Origin of the sequence: Streptomyces sp. NPDC020996 (genome assembly GCF_040641355.1) — a bacterium.
GTDB lineage: Bacteria > Actinomycetota > Actinomycetes > Streptomycetales > Streptomycetaceae > Streptomyces.
Map to the genome: position 1 here is coordinate 200,975 of NZ_JBFADM010000004.1, position 20,892 is coordinate 221,866.

Sequence of the window (20,892 nt, forward strand, 5' to 3'; positions counted from 1 at the left end):
ATCAGAGGAGTTCGGTGCCGGGCCGTCCGTCACGGGCGGTCCGGCCTGCCCTGTCCGTACAGCCAGTCGTCCCAGACGCGGGTGAAGTCCTTCCGCGGCGCGGTCCTCTCCACGTACGCCGTGAAGTCGGCGGTGTCCGCGTTGCCGTGGCGGTGGGCGGCGGCCCAGCCCCTCAGCAGGGCGCGGAAGGCGGTGTCGCCGACGGTCCGGCGGATCTCGTGCAGGACCATCGCGCCGCGCTGGTAGACGGGCGTGCCGGACAGGTGCGCGGCGTCGCCCGGCTCGGCGGGCGGGAAGTCCCACAGGCCGGGGTACTCGTCCTCGCCGTGGGCGTACAGCGCGTCGAAGGTCCGCTGGGCGCTCGGGCCGCCGTGGTCCTCGTCCCACAGCCATTCGGCGTAGGTCGCGAAGCCCTCGTTGAGCCACATGTCCCGCCAGGTCCTCGGGGTGACGGAGTCGCCGAACCACTGGTGGGCGAGTTCGTGGACGAGGGTCCCGACGTCCGGGGCCTGGGGGAAGACCGGCCGGTTCTGGGTCTCCAGGGCGTAGCCGACGTCGGGCGCGGCGTCGACGATCGCGCCGGTGGAGGAGAACGGGTACCGGCCGAAGGCGTCCTGCGCCCAGGCCATGATCTCGGGGATGCGCGCGAGCACCGGGCGGCTCGCCGCCGCCTCGGCCGGGTCGACGGCGACGTACACCGGCAGGCCGTCGCGGGTGGTGGAGCGGCGGACGGCGTAGCGGCCTACGGCGAGGGTGGCGACGTAGCTCGCCATGGGCTCGGCGGTGTGCCAGGTGAACCTCGTCCGGCCGCCGCGGGTGGTCTCGCCCGTCAGCTCCCCGTTGGACACGGCCCGCAGGCCCTTCGGCACGGTGACGGCGAGGTCGTAGGTCGCCTTGTCGGAGGGGTGGTGGTCGCCGGGGAACCAGGTCATGGAGCCGGTCGGCTCGCCGAGCGCGAGGGCGCCGTCGGCGGTGGGCAGCCAGCCCTCCCGGGTGCCGTCGGGGTCGGTGAGGGTCTCGGGGGCGCCGGAGTAGCGGACGGTGACGCGGAAGGTGTGGTGGGCGTCGAGTCCGTCGTGGGGACGGACGGTGAGTTCCTGCCCGGCCCGGCTGAAGCGGGCGGGACGGCCTTCGACGGTGACGCCGTGGACGTCCAGTCCCTTCAGGTCGAGGTCGAACGCGGACAGGTCCCGCGCGGCGCGGGCGGTGAGGGTGGCGGTGCCGGTCAGGCGGGGGCGCGGGCCGGGCTCGTAGGCGAGGTCGAGGGCGTAGTGGGTGACGTCGTACCCGCCGTTGCCCGCCTTCGGGTAGTACGGGTCGTGGACGCCGGAGCCGCCCGGGGCGCCGTGCACGCCGCCGCCGCACGCGGTCAGCACGAGGGCGAGGCAGACGGCGGGGACGGCATGGACGGCATGGACGGCATGGACGGCATGGACAGAAGGGGCAGTCGTGGTAATCGGGGCGAGCGGTGCAGACCGGGACACGTCAGTGATCCTAGGGGGCCGTGACACCATCTCGTACGTGCTCGACATCGGCTACGCCCTCTCCAACCGCTTCCCGGATCCGCCGCAGACGGACTACCGGCGCGTGGACGTCCACACCCTGCGCCACGACCTGTTCTGCGGTGACGTCTATCTCGCCGACACCAAGTCGGACCGGGAACTGTCCACAGCCTGGGGATGGGTGCCGGTGCTCGACTTCGCGTGGGCGCTGTGCGACATCGTGGAACGGCTGGACCGCGACCCGGCGGGCTCCCGCGCCGCCCGCCCCCAGCACGCCGAGCTGGACTTCACCGAGTCCACGGACCGCATGCTCTTCGAGCGCCGCTTCGGCTGGGTGGACGTGGAGGCCGACTGGATGCCGGCGGAGGAGCCCCCGCTCACCTTCTCCCACGCCGAACTGCGCCGCGAGGCACGCGACTTCCTGCACGACCTGATCGCCGACCTGGTGGACCTGCACGAGGACCTCGGCGAGAACCCGGCCGTCTGGACGCTCCAGGCACGCTTCCCCCGGGTGCCGTGAGCCCTGGACCGGCTCTCAGGCCTCCACCCGGATGCCCAGCTGGGCCGCCAGCACCGGCGCCAGGTCCAGCAGCTGGGCCGGGCTGATCACCGCGCCCGCCAGGCGGTCCACGCCCCGGGCGATGCCGACCGCGGCGGCCGCTCTGAGGTCCACGTCCTTCAGCACCGCCGCGGTCAGGTCGGCCTCCTTCAGCACGCAGTCGACGAACTCCACCCGCTCCAGGCGGGCGCCGTAGAGGTCCGGTTCCACCAGGACGCAGCCCTCGAAGACGACGTCCTTGAGCTTCGCGCCGCGCAGGTTCAGGTAGTCGATCTTGCCGCCGCGGACCACGACCCGCTCCAGCACGGCGCCGTGCAGCTGGGTGCCGCCCAGCCGGGCGTCGATCAGCTCGACGTCGCGCAGGGTGGCCTCGGCGAGGTCCGTGCCGACCCCTCTCGGCGCCGTCAGCACCGAGTCGAGCAGGCGGGCGTGGCGCAGCCGCGTCCCGTCCAGCGCGCACCCCGTCAGCGCGCAGTCCAGGAAGCGGGCGCCCCCGCCGTCCTGCCCGGCGAGGTCGGCCCGGCCGAACTCCAGCCCGTCGTAGTCCCCGTCCGGCTCCAGCCCGCCGTCGTCGTACGGCCGCAGCGGCGGCAGCCGCAGCTCCGGCCGGCGCGCGCCCTTCACTGTGCTCCCACCGGTCGCGCCGGCCCTGGTCCTCACCATGCCCCCCATGCTGCACCCCGCCACTGACAATCGCCCTGACCGGCGAGAACGGCGCATGTCACATTCCGGGCGCGCGGTGCGTCGTATCCCCGGACACGTCCTCGGACGAGCGATCCGGCAACAGCTCCGGCGGGGCCGGCGGACGCTTGACCTCAAGCGAGCCTGAGGTTGAAGAGTGAGCTTGTCCGGCAGGAAGCGTTCGGTCGACAGCCGTGGTTGACGAGGAGCACCGCATGCGCGCCATCCGCCTTCACGCCTTCGGGCCGCCCGAGAACCTGCGCCTGGAGGAGGTCGACGACCCCCTGCCGGGCCCGGGCCAGGTCCGCGTCGCCGTCAGGGCGGCGGGGGTGCATCTGCTCGACACCGCCCTGCGCGAGGGCGCGCGGGGCCCGCTGCCCGAGCCGGTGCGGCTGCCCACCGTGCCGGGCCGCGAGGTGGCCGGCGTCGTCGAGTCGCTGGGCGAGGGGGTGGCCCGCCTGTGGATGGGCAGACGGGTGACCGCCCATCTCTGCTTCGCGCCCGGCGGGTACGCCGAGCTGGCCGTCACCGACGTCGACCGGGTGCACGAGATCCCCGCGAACCTGGACTTCGCGCAGGCCGTCGCCATGATCGGCACGGGCCGCACGGTGATGGGGATCGTGCAGTTCGCCGAGTTCGGCCCGGACGCGGTGGTCGTGATACCGGCGGCCGCGGGCGGCGTCGGCGGCCTGCTCGTGCAGTACGCGAAGAACGCCGGCGCCCACGTGGTGGGCCTGGCCGGCGGGGCGGAGAAGGCCGCGCGGGTGCGGGCCGGCGGGGCGGATCTCGCCGTCGACTACACGGACCCGGGGTGGGCGGAGAAGGTCCGCGCCCACCTGGGCGGACGGCACGCCACCCTCGTCCTCGACGGGGTGGGCGGTGAGGTGGCCCGCGCGTGCGTCGCCCTGCTCGGGCCCGGCGGCAGGCACCTCGTCTTCGGCTGGTCGGCCGAGGGGATCCGCGACGGTCGGCCGCACCTCGTCGACGGCGTCTCCGAACAGGTCCTGGGCCCCGTGATGATGCGCAGGGCCGGCGGACCGGACCCCATGCGCACGCTGGAGCTGCGCGCCCTCACCGAGGCGGCGGCCGGACGGCTGGTCCCGGCCGTGCAGCGCTTCCCGCTCGGCGAGGCGGCGGCCGCGCACCGGGCGCTCCAGACGCGCCGGACGACAGGAAAGGTGGTGCTGGAACCGTGAGCGGTCACAAGTCCCCTGCGGATGCAACGGGTACCGATCCGTGGTCTTCTGGCCGGGTGAGTGCACCCCGAACAGGCGAGTCCGCCCGCGTGGACGCCCCTCCCGCGGCCGCCGATCCCCGGCGCTGGTGGGGCCTGGTCGTCATCGCGCTCGCGCAGCTGATGGTCGTCCTCGACGCGACCATCGTGAACATCGCGCTGCCCTCCGCCCAGCACGACCTGAACATGTCCGACGGCAACCGCCAGTGGGTGATCACCGCCTACACGCTGGCCTTCGGCGGGCTGCTGCTGCTCGGCGGCCGGATCGCCGACCTGGTGGGCCGCAAGCGCACGTTCGTCTTCGGGCTGGTCGGCTTCGCCGCCGCCTCCGCGCTCGGCGGGGCCGCCACCGGCCAGGGCATGCTGTTCGGCGCCCGCGCCCTGCAGGGCGTGTTCGCCGCCGTCCTGGCGCCGTCCGCGCTGTCCCTGCTGACCACGACGTTCACCGACCCCAAGGAACGCGGGAAGGCCTTCGGTATCTACGGCGCCCTCGCCGGCAGCGGCTCGGCCATAGGCTTCATCGTCGGCGGGCTGCTCACCGAGTACCTGAACTGGCGCTGGTGCCTGTACGTCAACGTCCCCATCGCGGTCGTCGCCGTCTTCGGCGCCTTCGCCCTGCTCCACGACCGGCCCGGCCACGCGGGCGTCCGCCTGGACGTGCCGGGCGTGCTGCTGGGCTGCGGCGGGCTGGTGGCGATCGTCTACGGCTTCAGCGAGGCCCAGCCGCGGGGCTGGACCGACCCGCTGGTGCTGGCGCTGCTCGCGGGGGGCGTCGTGCTGCTGGCGGCGTTCGTGTGGTGGCAGACCAGGGCGCCGGTACCGCTGCTGCCGCTGCACATCGTGCGCGAGCGCAACCGCGCGGGCTGCTTCCTGACCATGGCGCTCGCCGTGATCGGCATGTTCGGCCTGTTCCTGTTCATGACCTACTACCTGCAGGACGTCCTCGGCTACTCGCCGGTGCGGACGGGGCTCGCCTTCCTGCCGCTGACCGCGGCGATCGTCGTCGGCTCCACGCAGATCGCGGCCCGGCTGCTGCCGCACGTCGCCCCGCGCGCGCTCCTGGTCCCCGGCATGGTGCTGGCCGCGGGGGGCATGCTGCTGCTGACGCGGATGACGGTGCACTCCTCGTACACCACCGAGATCCTGCCCGCGCTGCTGCTGATGGGCGTCGGCATGGGTCTGACCTTCATGCCGGTCTTCTCCACCGCCACCGCGGGCATCGCCCCGCAGGACGCGGGCGTGACCTCGGCGACCGTCAACACCGCCCAGCAGGTGGGCGGTTCGATCGGCACCGCGCTGCTCAACACGATCGCCACCAGCAGCGGCACCGCCTATGTCGCCGCCCACCTCCACGACCCCGCCCAGAAGGCCCTGGTCACCCAGGAAGGCGTCGTGCACGGCTACAGCGTCGCCATCGGGTGGGGGGCCGGCATCATGCTGCTCGCCGGCCTGGTCGCGGGCCTGATGGTGACGCTCCGGGCGCCCCGACACGGGGCGGCTGAGGAGCCCGTGGCGGAGGCGGAGGCCGCGCGCTGATGCTCCGCCGGGTGCCGCGCTGTCCCTGGGCCTTCGGCCGTCCGGCGCAGCGTCGTGGCTGAGCGCGCAGTTCCCCGCGCCCCTACGACTACGGGGCGCGGCCGGCCGGAGCGGCCATGGAGCCCGGCGCTGTCAGTGGCGGCCTGCCACTCGGTCGGCCAGGCGGGCCAGCCGGGAGGACTCGGGGCTGTGCGTCGTGCTCTCCCGGCGGTCCGCGGCGCGGTAGGTGGCGTACATGCCGTGCACGCCCAGCCAGCGCAGCGGCTCCGGCTCCCACTTGCGGACCCGGTGCCCGACCCACGGCAGCCCGGTCAGCTCGGTGCGGCCGCCCTGGCCGGAGTCGAGCCGCACCAGGTCGCGCAGGGTGCGGGCGGCGAGGTTGGCCGTGGCCACGCCGGAGCCGACGTAACCCCCCGCCCAGCCGAGCCCCGTCGAACGGTCCAGGGTGACCGTGGCGCACCAGTCGCGCGGCACCCCGAGGACGCCCGACCAGGCGTGCGCGACCGCCACCCCGGCCAGCGCCGGGAAGAAGCGGACGAGGATCTCGCGCAGCGCCTCGACCGTCGCCTCCTGCGTCCGGCCGTCGTTGTCGGTCCGCGACCCGAAGCGGTACGGCACCCCGCGTCCGCCGAGCGCGATCCGCCCGTCGGCGGTGCGCTGGGCGTACATGTAGGCGTGCGCCATGTCGCCCAGCGTCTCGCGGCCCTCCCAGCCCACCGACTCCCACTGCTCCGCCGTCAGCGGCTCGGTGGCGATCATGGAAGAGTTCATGGGCAGCCAGGTGCGCCGGTGGCCCTTCAGGCTCGCGGTGAAGCCCTCCGTGCAGCGCAGGACGTACGGCGCCCGCACGGTCCCGTACGGCGTCACCGCGAGCCTCGGCCGGATCTCCGTCACGGGCGTCGACTCGTGGACGGTCACCCCGAGCGCCTCGACGGCGGCCGCGAGCCCCTTGACCAGTTTCGCGGGATGCAGGCGCGCCCCGTGCGGGGTCCAGGAGGAGCCGACCGCGCCGGCGACCCTGATCCGCTCGGCGGTCTCCTCGGCGCCGTACAGCTCGCGGTCCTTCTCGCCGTACGACAGCTCGTGCTCGTGGAAGGCCCTCAGGCGTGCCGCCTGGGCCGGTGAGGTGGCTACCTCGAGGACTCCGCCCTTGTGGACGTCCGCCTCGATCCCCTCCTCCGCCGCGGCCCTGACGACCTCGTCGACGGTGTCGTTCATGGCCTTCTGCAGCCGCACGGCGGCCTCGTGGCCGTGCAGCCTCGCGTACCGGTCGCGGCCCGCGATGCCGTTGTAGAGCCAGCCGCCGTTGCGGCCGGAGGCGCCGTAGCCGCAGAACTGCTGCTCCAGGACGACGACCCGCAGGGAGGGGGCGGCCTTCTTCAGGTAGTACGCCGTCCACAGGCCCGTGTATCCGCCGCCCACGATCACCACGTCCGCCGTCGTGTCGCCGGGCAGTGGCGCCCGTGCCGTCGGGAGGCCGTCGTCCGCGTACCAGAAGGAGATGCCGCCGTTGACGGCACCACTGCTTGCCGAGCTGCTCATGGCGGGACGTTAATCCCTGATCGTGGCCGGTGTCTCCTTCGGATTCCATGCTTTTCCACGGCCTGTGGACAGCGGACGGCACCCGAGCCCGACGAGGACCGCCACGGCGTGCCCGAGATCGGTGAAGGTGGGCGCGAAGGCGAGCGGAAGGCCGTAGACGGCGGCGACGGCCGCCAGGTACACGTAGCGCCAGGGCACCGCGATCCGGTAGGCCAGGACGGCTATCACACCCGCCAGCGCGTAACTGACGCCGATGTCGAGGGTGTCGGCCGCCGACCGGGGGGCGACCCCGTCGCGTATCGCCAGCAGCAGGACGCCCTCGCTGACGAGCGTCGCCAGGACGTGCGACGCCGCGCACACCAGCAGCCAGCGCGCCGTCCCCAGCCATCGTTCGGCCTGCGCGTGGAAGACGGTGTAGAGCACGGCGTACGGCAGCCAGTGCCCGCCGTCGATCCACATCGCGCTGGCGAACAGCACCCGCACGGGGTTCTCGGACAGCTCGTGGAGGTTCGTGGAATGCCGCCGCAGGAACTCGTGCTCGAAATGCGGCGACATGTGGTGCAGCGCCACGGTGGTGACGAACAGGACGGCCAGCCACACATAGGTGCCGGGGGCGCCGCGGACGTACGCCCACGCCCTGTTCGGACCCCGGTCGCTCCGCCTGCGGCGCTTCACACCCGCAATTATCGGGGTGCCCGGGGCGATCGGCGCGGGAGTGACCGGCCGCCCGGGTCCTCGCTCGCATCGCCGGCACCGCTCACCCCGCTCGCACCGGCCGGCCGACGGACGGGTCGGCCGCGCGGTACCGTCCCGGACGTGATCGACCTTCCGATCGACATTCCGCGGGAGCTGATCGACCGGCACGAGCGGTTCGGCGGCGAGGCCGGGCGGGCCTTCGTCGCGGGGCTGCCCGAACGGGCCGCGCGGTTCCTCGACCGCTGGGAGCTGCGGCCGGACGGGCCGTCGTGGTGCGGCCGGTGGGCGCTGGTGCTGCCCGTGCTCCGCGCCGACGGGACGCGGGCCGCCCTCAAGCTCCAGGACGTCGACGAGGAGACCGCGGGCGAGCCGGTCGCGCTGCGGACCTGGGACGGTGACGGCGCCGTCCGGCTGCTGGCCGCCGAACCGGCGTCGGGCACGCTGCTGCTGGAACGGCTCCGTGCGGAGCGGCCGGCGGCCGGCCTGCCGGACTCCCGCGAGGCGACGCTGGTCGTCGCCCGGCTGCTGGCCCGGCTGACGTCCGTACCGGCCCCGGCGGGGCTGCGGCGCCTCGGCGACATCGCGCCGCGGCTCACCGAGCGGGCCGCGGCGGCGCTGCCCCGCCTCCCCGACCCCGGCGCGCGGCGGCTGCTCGCGGACTGCGCGGCGGCGGTGCGCGAGGTCGCCGCCGACCCCGGCGACCGGCTGCTGCACTGGGACCTGCACTTCGACAACGTCCTCGCCGCCGACCGCGCGCCCTGGCTCGCCATCGACCCCAAGCCGCTCGCGGGCGATCCCGGCTTCGAGCTCCTCCCGGCCCTGTGGAACCGCTTCGACGCCGACGAGGTCGGCTGGCGCTTCGACGCCATGGCGGACGTCCTCGGACTGGACCGGGACCGGGCACGCGCCTGGACGCTGGGCCGGGTGCTGCAGAACTCGGTGTGGCAGCTGGAGGAGGACCGCGCCCCGCTCGCCGCCCACCTCGAGATCGCCCGCCGCCTGCGCGGCCGTACGGGTTAGCCTCGCGGCATGATCCGCACCGCGACACCCGCCGACGTCCCCGTCATCCACGCCATGGTCCGTGAGCTCGCCGAGTACGAGAAGGCCGCGCACGAGGCGAAGGCCGACGAGGCGCAACTGCGCGAGGCCCTGTTCGGCGAGCGCCCGGCCGCCTACGCCCACATCGCGGCCGACGACAGCACCGGCGAGCCGGTGGGCTTCGCCCTGTGGTTCCTGAACTTCTCCACCTGGCGCGGCGTCCACGGCATCTATCTGGAGGACCTCTACGTCCGCCCCGCCGCCCGCGGCGCCGGCCACGGCAAGGCCCTCCTCACCGAACTGGCCCGCATCTGCGCGGAGCGCGGCTACCAGCGCCTGGAGTGGTCCGTCCTGAACTGGAACGCCCCGTCCATCGCCTTCTACGAGGCCCTCGGCGCCCGCCCGCAGAGCGAGTGGACGGTGTACCGCCTCACCGACGAGCCCCTGACCCGCCTGGCCGACGCCACCTGATCAGTACGTCGGCATCAGTACGTCAGTACGTCAGTACGGCCGGACCGCTGCGCCCGCCGCCAGCGCCCGCCCCAGCGCCAGCGGGTCGGCGGCGCCGCCCAGTTCGGCGTGCAGGGCGATGGCCAGCTCCGGGCGGGACAGCAGGCCGGCGCCGGCCGGGTCGCCCTCGGCGCGGGCGGCCAGGCCCAGGCCCACCCAGGTCTCGGGGTCGGCGGCGCCGCGCAGGACGCGGTCCCGCAGGGTGTGCAGCGCCTCCGCGGTGCGGCCCTCGACCAGGGCGACGTCCTCGGGGCGGGCGCCGGCCACGGTGGCGCCCGGATCGTCGCGCAGGTCCGCGAAGCCCGCCGGGTCGGCCAGCAGCCAGCGCAGCAGCACCGCCCGCGTGTCCAGGCCGCGTCCCGGGCTGCCGGGCACGAGCGCCGGCTCGTCCGCGCCCGCGGGCAGCGGCCCGCCGCGGGTCCAGGCCGCCGCGTGGGCGCGCACCGCCCGCGGGTCGGGCCGCAGGTGGTACGCCCGCCAGGTCGCCCGGTGGTCCGCCACCGCGAGCGCGGCGGCGGCACGCGTCCGCGCGTCCACCGGTTCGGCGAGCCAGGGCCGCGTCCGCCGCGTCAGTTCCGCCACCAGCCGCCGTCCGAGGCCGGTGAGCCCGTCGGCCGCGGCGATCGCGTGCAGCGCGTGCGCGGTCTGCTCCCGCCACAGCGCGAACTCGAACCGTCCGAGCGGATGCGGACGGCGCCGCCAGAACCCGGTGACGCCGGAGAACGCGTACACGCCCTGCAGCAGCCCGCCCAGCGGCCGGGGGTCGTCCCGCCACGGGGCGTAGAACAGCCGACCGCCCGGGTCGTCGTACAGGGTGAACAGGTGCATGAACGCGCTGAGCTTGTTGTGCTGGAACTCGTGCACCAGCGTCGAGGCGAACTGCTCGCCGTCGTCCGGCACCGACGCCAGCGCCGTGCCGAACGCGTCGCCCGAGGAGGCGCTGTGCGGGCGGAACCGCTCGGCGCGCGGGCGGGGCACCACCGCCGTCAGCCCCCCGGCCAGCGCCCGGGCCACGCCGTCGTCGGTGTCGCACAGCACGGTCCAGGCCGAGTCGAACAGCTCCTGCCAGCGCGCCGCCGGGCCGGCCGGCTCGGGCAGCGCCGGTGCGCGCAGGGTGCGGTAGGGGTCGGTGTCGTCCAGCAGCAGCGTGCAGCCGTCGGCGCGCAGCCTGGTCAGCGGGTGCCAGTGCGGTCCGGCCGGCGGGCGCCCGCCGATCAGCACGTTCCCGTCGCGGGCCGACACCTCCGCCACGCTCCACGGCTCCCGGTCCCCGGGCAGCCGCATCGCGCCGAGCATGGGCAGCACCGCCCACCCGTGCCGCACCGGCACGGCCGTACGGAAGTCGAGCCCGGCCCGGACCGCCGCCACGGCGGCGATCGCGTGCAGGTGCCCGAGGTGCACCCACAGGGGCGCGTCGTCGGCGGCGCTGCCGCGCAGCCGGCGCAGGGTGTGCGCCGCCCACACGCCCACGTGCGGGTAGCGCAGCAGTTCGTCCACCTTCTCCGCGGCCGCCGCGCCGGCCCGCGCCAGCAGCCGCCAGGCGTCCGCGGGCGGCGCCAGCGGCCCGGCCGGCGCCTCCGGCGCCGCGTCGAGCAGCGCCCGTACGACGAGCAGCCGCCAGCTGCGTTCGCCCCGGCGCAGCGCCTGGACCGCGGCGGGGTCGCCCGCGCCGGCCAGCAGGTCGCCGAACGCCTCCGGGGTCAGCTCATGGGGTCGGACCGTCTGCCACACGCCGGGTCCTAGGCGTCGTCGCGCTGCGGGTCGGCGTCGTCGCGCTGCGGGTTGTACCCGCCGAGGCTGCTCGCCGGGTCGTCGATACGGCTGAGCAGCCGCCGCATGGAGCCCTCGGCGTCCGCGTCCGGCAGGTCCAGCGACGGCCAGGCGTGCAGCGGGACGTCGCCGAGGTCGATCAGCTCCGACTGGACTGCTGGCTGCTCCATGTCGCCGTCCCTGTGCCCGTGTTGGTGAATATGTGTCAGATATCCGGCCTGTACCCGTACAGTGAAGTTTCGGGCGCTATTTCAGACCTCGTGGTGACCCTAGTGCATCGCGCGCACCGTACGGCCCGGTTGGCGTCGCGGACGCGGAATCCGCCCGGATCGAGTGACCGAACGACCGAGCGGGTAAGGAAGCGTGTGTGATTGAACTCGCTGAGCTGATCGAGGAGTTACGCCGGGAGCTGACCACGGCCAAGACCGCCGCCGACGGCGCGGACCTCTACTTCGAGGTGGGCCCGGTGGAGCTGGAGGTGGCCGTCGCGGTGGAGCGGTCGGCGACGGCGGGCGGCAAGATCCGGCTGTGGGTGGTGGAGGCCGGCGCGGACGGGCGGCTGGCCGGCAGTGTCACGCACCGGGTGAAGCTCACCCTGGATCCGCACACCCGCAGCGCCGGCGGACGGGCGCCGTGGGTGTCGGGCGCCGAGGGTGAGGGCGAGCGCTGAGCACCGTGCCGGGGGACGGACGCCGGGGCCTGGACCCGGTCCGGGTGGCGGAGGTGCTGGTGCGGCCGGCGACCGGCCCCGGACGGCGCGGCTCCGGCTACCGGGTCGCGGAACGCTGGGTGCTCACCTGCGCGCACGTGGTCCACGACGCCGGGGCCCTCCGGGTGCGCTTCGAGGCCGACCGGGCCGACGAGTGGACCGCGCCCGCCGAGGCGGTGCTGGCCAGCGAGAAGGCCGACGTGGCCCTGCTGCGGATCACCGGCCCGGTGCCCCCGGGCGTGCACGCGGAGGCGACCGCGCCGCCGGTGTACGGCGCCCTCCCCGACGCCGACGTCGTCCTGCCGTGCAGCGCGGTGGGCTTCCCGCGTTTCAAGCTCCGCGCGGACCGGATGCGCGTCCTGGACGACGGCTCGCCGTCCCAGTACCGCGACTCCTGCCACGCCACCGGGATGACGTCGGTGCTGTCCAACCGGCGCGAGGGGACCCTCGAACTCGTCGTCGAGCCGCCCGCGTCGGACGTGGAGAAGGACCGGTCGCCCTGGGAGGGCATGTCCGGCGCCGCGGTCTGGCACGACGGCACGATCGTCGGCCTGGTCACCGCCCACCACCGCGCCGACGGGCTCGGCCGGCTGGCCGCGGTGCGGGTGGACCGCCTCCACGACGTGCTGACCCCGGCCGAACTGGCCGTGCTGGAGCGGCACGCCGGGCTGCCGGCGTCGGCGTCCGCCCTGGCGCGCCCCGCCGCCGAACCCGGCCCGGCGGACGCCCCGGCCGGTCTGGCCCACCTGCCCGACGGCCTGCCGCTGCGCGAACTGAACGGCCTGGTGGGCGCGTTGACCGCGCTGCCCGCGGTGAGCAACCCCACCACCCTGGCGCTGCTGCTGGACAGCATCGACCCGATGGTCGCGGCCATGAGCCCCCGCTCGCCCTCCCTGCGCCCGGACGTCTTCGGCATCCTGAGAACCTGTCTGCGCTATCCGGGGTCCCTGGACCAACTCCTGGAAGCGATACGGTTGATGGAGGGTGACTCCGCAGGGGTGGCCCGCATGGACCAGGAGGCGGCGGAGTTGTCCCGGCGCCACCGTCGCCCCGGCCCGGCCCGCTGACCTGATATCGCGGAGCCGCCGGGGGCCGGGGTTTCATCGCTCGCACGATGGGTCACTATCTAGAGGATGTGGGCAGCCCAGCCACAACCGACTTCGGGGGAGAGGGGTTTGGCCGTCATGGAGCCGTCTGTGGCCGCCGTCGAGTCCAGTCTGGTCGACCTCGCGGGGGTATCTCTTGAAACGCTGCGCTCCATCGACAGCCACGTCCTCGCCGCGTCGCTGCGGGAGTTGCTTTCAGGAATCGACCACCAGACCGCCAGTGTCGCAGGCATCGACGGCGGCGCCGAACGTTTCGACTGACCGGGCCGGGGCCGCTCATGAGCGCTGAGTCCGCGCTGCCGCATCATCGCCTGCCGCCCGGCAACCTGGCCGAGCTGGTCAGCGGCGAGGGCGGCCCGGAGACTCTCACCCTGCTGCTGGCCGCCGAACGCAGCCGCCGTCTGCTGCTGTTACGGGCGCTCGACGACACCGTGGACCTGGGCCCCGCCTGGGACCTGCTCAGCCGCGCTCAGCGGCACGCGCCCGATGTCGTCGACGACCTGCTCATGTACCCGCAGACGGGCATGTGGCTGGCCACCGCGCTGCGCGGACTGCGCGAGGTGACGGCGGACGACGATCCGCCGCAGTGGGTGCTGCTGGGCCATTTCGCCGCCCTCGCGGCCGCGGCGGGGCTGCGGGCCGGGCTCGACTTCACCCTCGAGGTGCCCGTCCGGCACGGGCGCGTGCCGCTGCCGACCCTCGGCTGTGCGGTCCTGCCGGTGACCGAGCCCTGGACGACGGGCAGCGTGGCCGCCAGGTCCGGGCGAGCCGTGGTCGAGGCGGGCGGCGCCCGCGTCGCCGTACCGCTGCCGCCCGGGTCGGCGGGGCCGGGGTGGCATCCGTTGCGCCGGATCGCGGTGGGCCCGGCGGGCCGACGGCTCGACGTCATGCTGGACGACGTGGACCCGTACCGGACGTATCCGCGGCCGACCGAGCCCCGCCCCCTGTCCGAGGAGTCCGTGGCGCACTGGCGGCAGCTGCTGGAGCAGGCCTGGGAGGTGCTGCTGGCTCAGCAGCCGGAGACGGCCGGAGCCATGCGGCGAAGCCTGCTGTCGCTCACGCCGACGGCGGCTAGGGAAAGGTTTCGGCCACGGAGTGTGACATCCGGGGACGCCTTCGGCGGCATCGAGGCGTCGGAGCCGGACGACCCCGTGCAGCTGGCCGTCACCCTCAAGCACGAGTTCCAGCACACCAAACTCGGCGGTCTGCTGCACCTGACACCCCTGCTGACGCCGGCCGCCGACGAGGAACCGGAGTGGTGGTACGCGCCCTGGCGGGACGACCCCCGGCCGCTCGCGGGACTGCTGCAGGGCATCTACGCGTTCGCCGGCATCACCGACTTCTGGAGCGCGCACCGCACCGCCACGCGTACGCAGACCCCCATGGCGCACTTCGAGTTCGCGCTGTGGCGCCGCCGTACGGCCACGGCGCTGGAGCAGGTCCGCCGCCATCCCCGGCTCACGCGGGTCGGTTCGGCTCTGCTGGAGACGCTGCACGCCCGGTGCGCCGAGTGGCTGGCCCAGCCGGTCCCCGGGCAGGAGTCGGCCCTGGCCCGGCTGTGCGCCGACGACCACGTCGCCCGCTGGCGGGTCCACCACCTGCGGCCCCCCGCACCGGCCGTGGACGCGGCCGTGCGCGCCTGGCTGGAGGGAGCCGACGCTCCTCCCGGCGCCCTGGCGGCCGAGGCCGAGATCGTGCCCGATCCGTCGGCCCGCTGGCTGGACAGCCTGGCGACGCTGGTCCGCTACCGCCTCAGCGGCGCCGACGACGACCGTCTCCCGGCCGACGGAGCCGAGAAGGCCGCGGCCAGGGTCACCGGAGCGCTCGTCGGCGACGCCCTGCTGGCCGCCGGCGACGCCGCCGGGGCCCGCACGGCGTACCTGACCCAGCTGGCCGACGCCCCCCTGCGGCCCGGCGCCTGGGCGGGCCTGGCCGGCGCCCTCGCCACGGGCGGGACCGAACCCGCGGCGGCCCGCCTGCTGCTGCGTCACCCGGAACGGGCCCGGGCGGTCCACCAGGCCCTGCTGCGCACGACGGGCACGGCACCGGACCCGGTCCGGCTCGCCGCCTGGCTCGGATCGCCCCCCGCGTGACCGCCCGCCGGGAATCCGGGCGCTCGGATTCCGGGCGCCCGGATCACGCGCCAGGCCGGCACCTCACATCGGCATCGGGTCGATGTCGCAGTCGTTGCGCTGCCCCGCCCGGGCCTGCTCGGTCGCCGGGTGGGGAGAGGCGCCGCCGGTGTGCATGCGCGGCTCGTCCAGGACTCTCTCCATGCGCGCCAGGGTGTCCTCGCGCAGCGCCCGGCCCTCCGTCTCGTCACCGAGCGCGACGAGGTCCAGGGCGAGGTTCGCCGCGCACACCAGGGTGGTCGGGTGGTCCTCGCCCAGCCGCTCCCGGCACAGCGCCAGGGTCCTCTCGCCGAGGTCCCGGGCCTCGCGCACCTCTCCCAGGGCGCTGAGGTCACTGGCGAGGTTGATGGCGCAGGCCAGCGCGATCGGATGGCTCTGTCCGAGGCGCTCGGTCAGCGACGCCAGCGCCGACTCGTCCAGTCGCCTGGCCTCCTGCACCAGCCCCAGCCGCCGCAGCGTCACCGCCAGGTCGACGTCGGCCCCGCGGACGTGCGGGTGGTCGGCGTGGAAGATCTGCCGGAAGCGTTCGCACGCCTTCTCGCCCCGTTCCCGGGCCTCTTCCAGGTCGCCGTTCTGCCGCAACGCCACCGACAGGGCGAGCTCGGCCGTCAGGGCGTCGGGGTGCAGGCTGCCGTAGCGGCGGGTGAACTGCTGGAACGTCTCGCGCGCCAGTTCCAGCGCGGTGGCGTGGTCACCCTCCTTCCGGCAGGCCTCGCTGAGCTGCCGCATGGTCTCCAGCGTGGTGGGGTTCCGCGGCCCGAAGGCGGTGCGGTAGCCGTCGAAGACCGCCTGCTGCAGCGCCCGCGCGCCCACGTAGTCGCCCGTCTCGCGCACGTCGACGGCGACGCTCGCCTCGGTCACCAGCGCCTGCTGGTGGTCGCGGCCGAACAGCCGGGTCTTCATCGCGTGCGTACGCCGGTCGAGTTCCAGCGCGCGCGGGAAGTCGCCGACCAGCCGCAGACTCACGCCGAGGTTGTGGGCGGTGACCAGGGTGGTCGGATCGTCCTCGCCGAAGGCGCGCCTGGCCTGCCGGTAGGCGATCTCGTCGATCTCGGCGCCGGCCGCGAAGTCGCCCTGCACCCGCCGCACCGCGGCTTCGAGGTTCATCGTCACCAGCGCGTCCTCGCGGTTCTCCTCGCGGTCCGCGGGCGCGGTGCGGCCGTAGACGTCCCTGAGCCCGGAGACGACCCGGGAGGCGTCGTCGTAGCGGCCCACCCGCAGGTAGAGGAAGCCCAGCCACCAGCCCATCAGCAGGGTCTGCTGGTCATCCTCGCCGAACTTCTGCGTCCAGGTCTGGTACGCCTGCTCGGTGAACTCCCGCGCGACCTTGTGATCCCCCCAGTACCACAGGTACTTCGCGACGTTCATCACCAGCTCGCGCACCCACGGCTGGTCGGACTCGACGGCGCCGGAGGCGATGACATGGCCGTACAGCTCGGCGTAGCGCGGCCAGTTGGCGGCCTGGTTGGGGCCCTTGGGGTCGGCGGCGGCCAGCAGCGTGTGGGCGCCGTTGCGCATGCGGGTCTGTTCCTCGGGACTCATGCGGTTCATGAGAACCGCCTGGACCAGGCGGTGCATCTCGATCGAGTTGGTCCGGTGGTCTATGCGGGCGAGGGAGTAGCGGTTGATCTCCCTTATGGCCCGCGCGAGCCGCATGGGGTCGTTGAGGGCGCGGTCGAGTTCGGGGTCGATGCTGGAGCCGCCCAGGCCCGCGAAGATGGAACGCGAGATCGGGTCGGGCGCGAAGTAGGAGCACAGCTGGAGCAGACGCAGCGCGGTGAGGCTGCGGGTCTCCAGGTGGTCGAGGGAGACGTTCCAGGCGGCGGCGACCGGGAGCTGGTAGTCCGGCGGCGGGGACACCTCGAGCAGCTCGGTGCGCTTGTGCTCGAACAGGCGCAGGTACTCGGAGACGGGCATCCCCGTCTCCGCGCGCCAGGCGGCGGCCTGCTCCAGCGCCAGCGGGAGGTCGCCGAGCGCTTCGGCGAGCCGGTCGGCCTCGGCGTCGTCGAGGTCGTCGCCGTGCGGGCCGGAGCGGCGCAGCAGCTCCTTGCTCTCCTCGCGGGTGAACACGTCCACCTCGAGGGAGCTGCCGAGCAGGCTCCAGCGCCGGTTGCGGGAGGTGACGAGGATGGTGCCGCTGCCGCCGGTCGGGAAGTAGTCGCGGACCCGCTCGGGGCTGTCGGCGTTGTCGAAGATCAGCAGCCAGCGGGAGTACGGCCGGCCTTCGCGCAGCGCCTCGCGCACCGCGGGCCCGGCGATGTTGGCCTCGGCGCTGGTGACCAGGCCGAGACGCTGGGCCAGCTCCACCAGGGCCTGGCCGATCTGGCCGGGGCGCTCGGCGGGGATCCACCAGACGATGTCGTACTCGGACTGGTGGCGGTAGGCGTACTCGATCGCCAGCTGCGTCTTGCCCACGCCGCCCATGCCGTGGATGGCCTCGGGCAGCACCGTGGTGGTGCCCTCCCGGCGCAGGCGGTCGCTCAGCATCTCCAGAAGGTCCACGCGGCCGGTGAAGTTCGGGTTCCGCGGGGGGACGTTGCCCCAGATCCGCGGCTGCGTCGAACGCCCGCTCTCCACCGTGGGCTGCTGCGTGGCGGTCATGGCCGTCGCTCCTTCTGAAGTTGTCCCGGGCCCCTCGGGGGCGCTGTCGGCAGCCTGGTCCCGGGTGCGGTCCCGGGCGCCTGCGCCCTTGCGCAAGCTGACGGTGTTCTGGTGGTCGTAGGCGCGCAGCGCCTCGGCGAGCCGCTCGGCGCGCGGCAGGAAGCGGCCGGACAGGGCCCGCAGGGCGAGCAGTTCGACGCGCAGGAAGGCGACGTTGCGCCGGGTCACGAGCGGCACCGCGGCCGTCTCGTACGGCGCTCCGGCGTCCGGGTCCGCCGCCTCGGATCCCTCGGTGCCCGCCACCACCAGCGGCCGCACGTCCCGCAGCACACGGGCGGTGTCGCGGCGGCGGCTGAGCGCCAGTAACTCCTGGCGGATGTCGGGGCCGAAGACGAAGACGACGTCGTCCGCCCGCTCGGCCGCCGCCCCGGCCGGCCGGACCAGGCCGCTCATCAGCAGCTCGGTCAGGTGGGCGGGCCCGGCGCCCGGCACGGTGGCGCACACCGCGCGCATCACCGGCAGCGTGAGCGGCGCCGCCGCGAGCCGGGTGGCCAGGGCGAACGCGGTGGGCGACGCGGCGGCCCGGAACTCGGAGACCCGCTCCCAGGCGGGCACGGCGCTGCCCGGATCGGGCACGTCCTCCACCCACGGCACGGCGCGCGCCGCGTCCTGCCGCCGTTTCCACTCCCGCGCCCGGATCCCGGACATCTCCGCCCAGCCGCGGACGCGCCCGGCGACCAGGTCCACCCAGGCGGAGGTGGAACGCTCGGCCAGTTCCAGCACCGGCACGGGCACCACGCCGGCCCGCGCGTCGGCGTCGTCGACGGCTTCCAGGGGCGAGGTGTGCAGCTCCCAGCGCAGCTCGGCGTTGGGCGTCCAGGACCGTTCGGCGCGTAACCGCATCCGGTGCACGTCCAGCCCGCTGCGGCCCCACAGCCGCTGCGGCAGCAGGTGCAGCACGGCGACCGGTTCGCTGCGGCCCAGCACCTGCAGCAGCGGCAGCACCGCGTCCGAACGCCAGCCCGCGGCCAGCCCGTCGGTCACCACCAGCACGACACGCCGGCTGCCGATCGCCGCGGGCAGCTCCGCCAGCCGGACCCGGGCCGGCTCGGTGTCGTCCGAGGACAGCAGGAGCACGCGGGACACCCGGCCCAGGCCCGGCTGGCGGGCGAGCGAGGCGGCCAGTTCGTCGACGGTCTCCTGCCAGACCTGCATGGTCACGTGGGCGTCCACCACGAGCAGGACGTCCGGGCGGTCGTCGGAGTCCGGATCCCGGAGCGCGTTCAGGCTGTGCGGCACGGCGTCGGGCGGGGCGCCGTCGGCCTCCGGCGCCCGTGCTGATCGTGGGACGTCGTCACAGCGCATGGGCACTCGCAGCACGTCCGGCGACACCCGGGAACGTAAGGAGTGCCGAAGACGAGTCCCGCATTCCGCGGGCATGCGTGACATCCACGTGCCAAGCCTGGCAGCGGTGTGCGGGAGGTGCAAGACGGCAGGCCACAGGGGGGTGACGGAGTGAGGGTGCAACGGGGGCGTGTGCGGCGCGCCCCCCGGTGAGGCCGCGCACGTCCGACCGGCGACGGGCCGGTCCGCGCACCAGCCTGGCACCTCGGCCGGGCGGGTGCAAGGGCATCCCGTGTCCGGCCCGGCGTGGCGGCCGGAACCCCGCTCCGGGCTCGTCCCGGGTCCGCGGCGGCATCACGGCCTACACCGGCCCGGCCGGGCCGGGCTTGCGCTCCGGGTCGTCGAGGAGGATGGCCAGATGGCGGCCGACGTGCTGGTCCCAGCCCCCGGGGCCGAGGGCCAGCGCCTTGTTGCGCCACCGCCCGACACGCTCCACCAGGCTGCCGAGCTCCCGGTCCTGCAGGATCTCGCTGACGGCGTCCTGGAAGGTCGGGTCCGAGCAGTCGGCGCGGTGCCAGATCATCGCCGGCACACCGGCCCGCAGCCCGGCGAGCACCTCGCGCCGGCCGATGCCCGAGTCGTCGTCCGGGGGGCGGCTGAGCACCAGGCACACCGCGTGGCTGTCCTCCTTCAGCTCCCGCTCCAGGTGGAAGAAGTAGCCGTCCTCGTCGTCCGGGCGGCTCCAGTGCGGGTGGCTGTCGGCGGGCCGCTCCCGCAGCTGCCGCCACTTGTTGTGCCAGGGCCGGTGCCAGGCGGCGCGCTGCAGCCGCTCCAGGCTGCGCACCACCACCGGGTAGTCCAGCGCCAGCGGCGTCGGCGCGTCGGAGTCGGACTCCTTCAGCCACCACTCGACGGGCTCGTTGAGCAGCTCCCACGGCAGCACGAACTCCAGGATCACCGGCTGCCGCAGGTCCGCCCACAGGGCCTCGGCCTGCTCGATCAGCTTCTCCACCGCGCCCGGCAGGTCGTCCCGGCCCAGGTGCTCCGTCTCGCCGCGCACCGGGTGCCAGCCCTCTGAGTCGGACTGGCGCCAGTGCGAGAGGTAGTAGCGGTCCGGGTCCATCCGGTCCGGCTCGAACTGGATCAGCAGGTACGCGGGGATCAGCGACGGCTCGGGCGGCGGGAACTCCGGGTGCTGCCAGCCGGCCAGCAGGCTCTCGTGCCCGAGCGCCTTGGCCTGGCCGCGGTTGAAGCGGCGCAGCAGCTCGGCGTCGTCCGGGCGGCCGTCCTCCATCAGCCGGTCGGCGGCCAGCGCCAGGAACGCCATGCCGGGCGGCAGTTCGCCGTCCGGGGAGTTCACGCCCGACAGGCGCAGGAAGACCTGCCACGCCGTGTGGCACCACGGGGGCAGCTCCTGCACCCGGGAGCGGCTGGCCCGGCGGGCCATCAACGGCAGGTCCGGCGAGTTCATCGACAGCAGCACGGGCATCAGCTGGCGCAGGTCGGCGTTCGGGTAGAAGTCGAACGCCTCCCACTCGTCGACGAGCGGCCACAGCCCGGCGACCGTGGCCGACTGCTGCTCCACGTACTCCAGCGCCCGCACCAGACAGGCCAGGCCGTCCCCGACCTCGGTGCACATCCGCACCACCTGCAGCAGCCAGGGCCGTAAGCGGTCGCCGCCGAACGGCTCGACGGGCGCGGCCAGCTCGCCCGCCAGCATCTCGCGCCACAGGTCGCGGCTGCTCGACTGGTTCACGGTGGGCGAGCCCTGCAACGCGTCCACGATGGAGACGATCAATTCGTTGCGGACACGCTCCGGACTGCGCCCTTTCACCCCGTTGCCTCCAGACAGCCGGCGCGGTTCCCTGATGGTGCCGACCAGCGTACGGCCACGGGGCGTGACGGGGCAGAGAAAGCACAGCCATCGTGCGC

General features: G+C 74.5%; 17 protein-coding genes. 9 read left to right on the forward strand and 8 right to left on the reverse strand.

The window, feature by feature from the left end; genetic code table 11:
• Positions 1–29 precede the first annotated feature (29 nt).
• Complete coding sequence (locus AB0G63_RS04975; protein ID WP_360744509.1) at positions 30–1,514, reverse strand: M1 family metallopeptidase; 1,485 nt, start codon at positions 1,512–1,514, stop codon at positions 30–32.
• Between the two features lie 7 nt (positions 1,515–1,521).
• Here AB0G63_RS04975 and AB0G63_RS04980 point away from each other — a divergent pair, with 7 nt between their 5' ends.
• Positions 1,522–2,022: a hypothetical protein gene (locus tag AB0G63_RS04980; protein WP_351894224.1), complete on the forward strand. Its 501-nt coding sequence runs from the start codon at positions 1,522–1,524 to the stop codon at positions 2,020–2,022.
• Between the two features lie 15 nt (positions 2,023–2,037).
• Here the strand turns inward: AB0G63_RS04980 and AB0G63_RS04985 are convergent, their stop codons facing one another.
• The gene (locus AB0G63_RS04985; protein WP_360744352.1) at positions 2,038–2,724 is read right to left on the reverse strand and encodes a pentapeptide repeat-containing protein; all 687 of its coding nucleotides are present in this window, start codon (positions 2,722–2,724) and stop codon (positions 2,038–2,040) included.
• Between the two features lie 233 nt (positions 2,725–2,957).
• Here AB0G63_RS04985 and AB0G63_RS04990 point away from each other — a divergent pair, with 233 nt between their 5' ends.
• Positions 2,958–3,938 (forward strand): zinc-binding dehydrogenase, encoded by a 981-nt coding sequence (locus AB0G63_RS04990; RefSeq protein ID WP_360744355.1) that lies wholly within the window; start codon positions 2,958–2,960, stop codon positions 3,936–3,938.
• 89 nt (positions 3,939–4,027) lie between these two features.
• Positions 4,028–5,512, forward strand: coding sequence for an MFS transporter (locus tag AB0G63_RS04995; RefSeq protein WP_360744358.1), 1,485 nt, complete (start codon positions 4,028–4,030; stop codon positions 5,510–5,512).
• A 132-nt stretch (positions 5,513–5,644) separates the two neighbouring features.
• Here the strand turns inward: AB0G63_RS04995 and AB0G63_RS05000 are convergent, their stop codons facing one another.
• A complete protein-coding gene (locus AB0G63_RS05000) occupies positions 5,645–7,054 on the reverse strand; it encodes an FAD-dependent oxidoreductase (RefSeq protein ID WP_360744361.1) in 1,410 nt (469 codons plus the stop codon).
• A 9-nt stretch (positions 7,055–7,063) separates the two neighbouring features.
• Positions 7,064–7,729: a rhomboid-like protein gene (locus AB0G63_RS05005; protein ID WP_360744364.1), complete on the reverse strand. Its 666-nt coding sequence runs from the start codon at positions 7,727–7,729 to the stop codon at positions 7,064–7,066.
• Positions 7,730–7,870: 141 nt separating this feature from the next.
• Here AB0G63_RS05005 and AB0G63_RS05010 point away from each other — a divergent pair, with 141 nt between their 5' ends.
• Both AB0G63_RS05010 and AB0G63_RS05015 read left to right on the forward strand, forming a co-directional pair.
• A complete protein-coding gene (locus AB0G63_RS05010; RefSeq protein ID WP_360744367.1) occupies positions 7,871–8,770 on the forward strand; it encodes an aminoglycoside phosphotransferase family protein in 900 nt (299 codons plus the stop codon).
• A gap of 9 nt (positions 8,771–8,779) precedes the next feature.
• Positions 8,780–9,259 (forward strand): GNAT family N-acetyltransferase, encoded by a 480-nt coding sequence (locus tag AB0G63_RS05015; protein WP_360744370.1) that lies wholly within the window; start codon positions 8,780–8,782, stop codon positions 9,257–9,259.
• 30 nt (positions 9,260–9,289) lie between these two features.
• Here the strand turns inward: AB0G63_RS05015 and AB0G63_RS05020 are convergent, their stop codons facing one another.
• Both AB0G63_RS05020 and AB0G63_RS05025 read right to left on the reverse strand, forming a co-directional pair.
• Positions 9,290–11,029 (reverse strand): HEXXH motif domain-containing protein, encoded by a 1,740-nt coding sequence (locus AB0G63_RS05020; RefSeq protein WP_360744373.1) that lies wholly within the window; start codon positions 11,027–11,029, stop codon positions 9,290–9,292.
• Between the two features lie 8 nt (positions 11,030–11,037).
• Positions 11,038–11,238, reverse strand: a complete 201-nt coding sequence (locus AB0G63_RS05025) for a hypothetical protein (protein ID WP_360744376.1) — start codon at positions 11,236–11,238, stop codon at positions 11,038–11,040.
• A 197-nt stretch (positions 11,239–11,435) separates the two neighbouring features.
• Between AB0G63_RS05025 and AB0G63_RS05030 the strand changes: the two genes are divergently transcribed.
• The 4 genes from AB0G63_RS05030 (at position 11,436) to AB0G63_RS05045 (ending at position 14,976) form a co-directional block, all read left to right on the forward strand.
• Positions 11,436–11,738 (forward strand): trypco2 family protein, encoded by a 303-nt coding sequence (locus tag AB0G63_RS05030; protein ID WP_360744379.1) that lies wholly within the window; start codon positions 11,436–11,438, stop codon positions 11,736–11,738.
• A 5-nt stretch (positions 11,739–11,743) separates the two neighbouring features.
• Complete coding sequence (locus AB0G63_RS05035) at positions 11,744–12,844, forward strand: trypsin-like peptidase domain-containing protein (RefSeq protein WP_360744382.1); 1,101 nt, start codon at positions 11,744–11,746, stop codon at positions 12,842–12,844.
• Positions 12,845–12,973: 129 nt separating this feature from the next.
• The gene (locus AB0G63_RS05040; RefSeq protein ID WP_351894207.1) at positions 12,974–13,144 is read left to right on the forward strand and encodes a hypothetical protein; all 171 of its coding nucleotides are present in this window, start codon (positions 12,974–12,976) and stop codon (positions 13,142–13,144) included.
• Between the two features lie 17 nt (positions 13,145–13,161).
• Positions 13,162–14,976 (forward strand): HEXXH motif domain-containing protein, encoded by a 1,815-nt coding sequence (locus AB0G63_RS05045; RefSeq protein ID WP_360744385.1) that lies wholly within the window; start codon positions 13,162–13,164, stop codon positions 14,974–14,976.
• Positions 14,977–15,039: 63 nt separating this feature from the next.
• Here AB0G63_RS05045 and fxsT read toward each other — a convergent pair whose 3' ends face one another.
• Positions 15,040–18,996, reverse strand: coding sequence for an FxSxx-COOH system tetratricopeptide repeat protein (gene fxsT / locus AB0G63_RS05050; RefSeq protein WP_360744388.1), 3,957 nt, complete (start codon positions 18,994–18,996; stop codon positions 15,040–15,042).
• Between the two features lie 325 nt (positions 18,997–19,321).
• Entirely contained in the window at positions 19,322–20,794 is a 1,473-nt protein-coding gene (locus tag AB0G63_RS05055; RefSeq protein ID WP_360744391.1) for a hypothetical protein, read from the reverse strand.
• Between the last annotated feature and the right edge of the window lie 98 nt (positions 20,795–20,892).

What these genes read in the sequence shown, in the direction of transcription:
- AB0G63_RS04975 (WP_360744509.1), bottom strand. Translation starts at nt 1,514, where the DNA reads ATGGTGTCACGGCCCCCTAGGATCACTGACGTGTCCCGGTCTGCACCG.
- AB0G63_RS04985 (WP_360744352.1), bottom strand. Translation starts at nt 2,724, where the DNA reads ATGGTGAGGACCAGGGCCGGCGCGACCGGTGGGAGCACAGTGAAGGGC.
- AB0G63_RS04990 (WP_360744355.1), top strand. Translation starts at nt 2,958, where the DNA reads ATGCGCGCCATCCGCCTTCACGCCTTCGGGCCGCCCGAGAACCTGCGC.
- AB0G63_RS05000 (WP_360744361.1), bottom strand. Translation starts at nt 7,054, where the DNA reads ATGAGCAGCTCGGCAAGCAGTGGTGCCGTCAACGGCGGCATCTCCTTC.
- AB0G63_RS05015 (WP_360744370.1), top strand. Translation starts at nt 8,780, where the DNA reads ATGATCCGCACCGCGACACCCGCCGACGTCCCCGTCATCCACGCCATG.
- AB0G63_RS05025 (WP_360744376.1), bottom strand. Translation starts at nt 11,238, where the DNA reads ATGGAGCAGCCAGCAGTCCAGTCGGAGCTGATCGACCTCGGCGACGTC.
- AB0G63_RS05045 (WP_360744385.1), top strand. Translation starts at nt 13,162, where the DNA reads ATGAGCGCTGAGTCCGCGCTGCCGCATCATCGCCTGCCGCCCGGCAAC.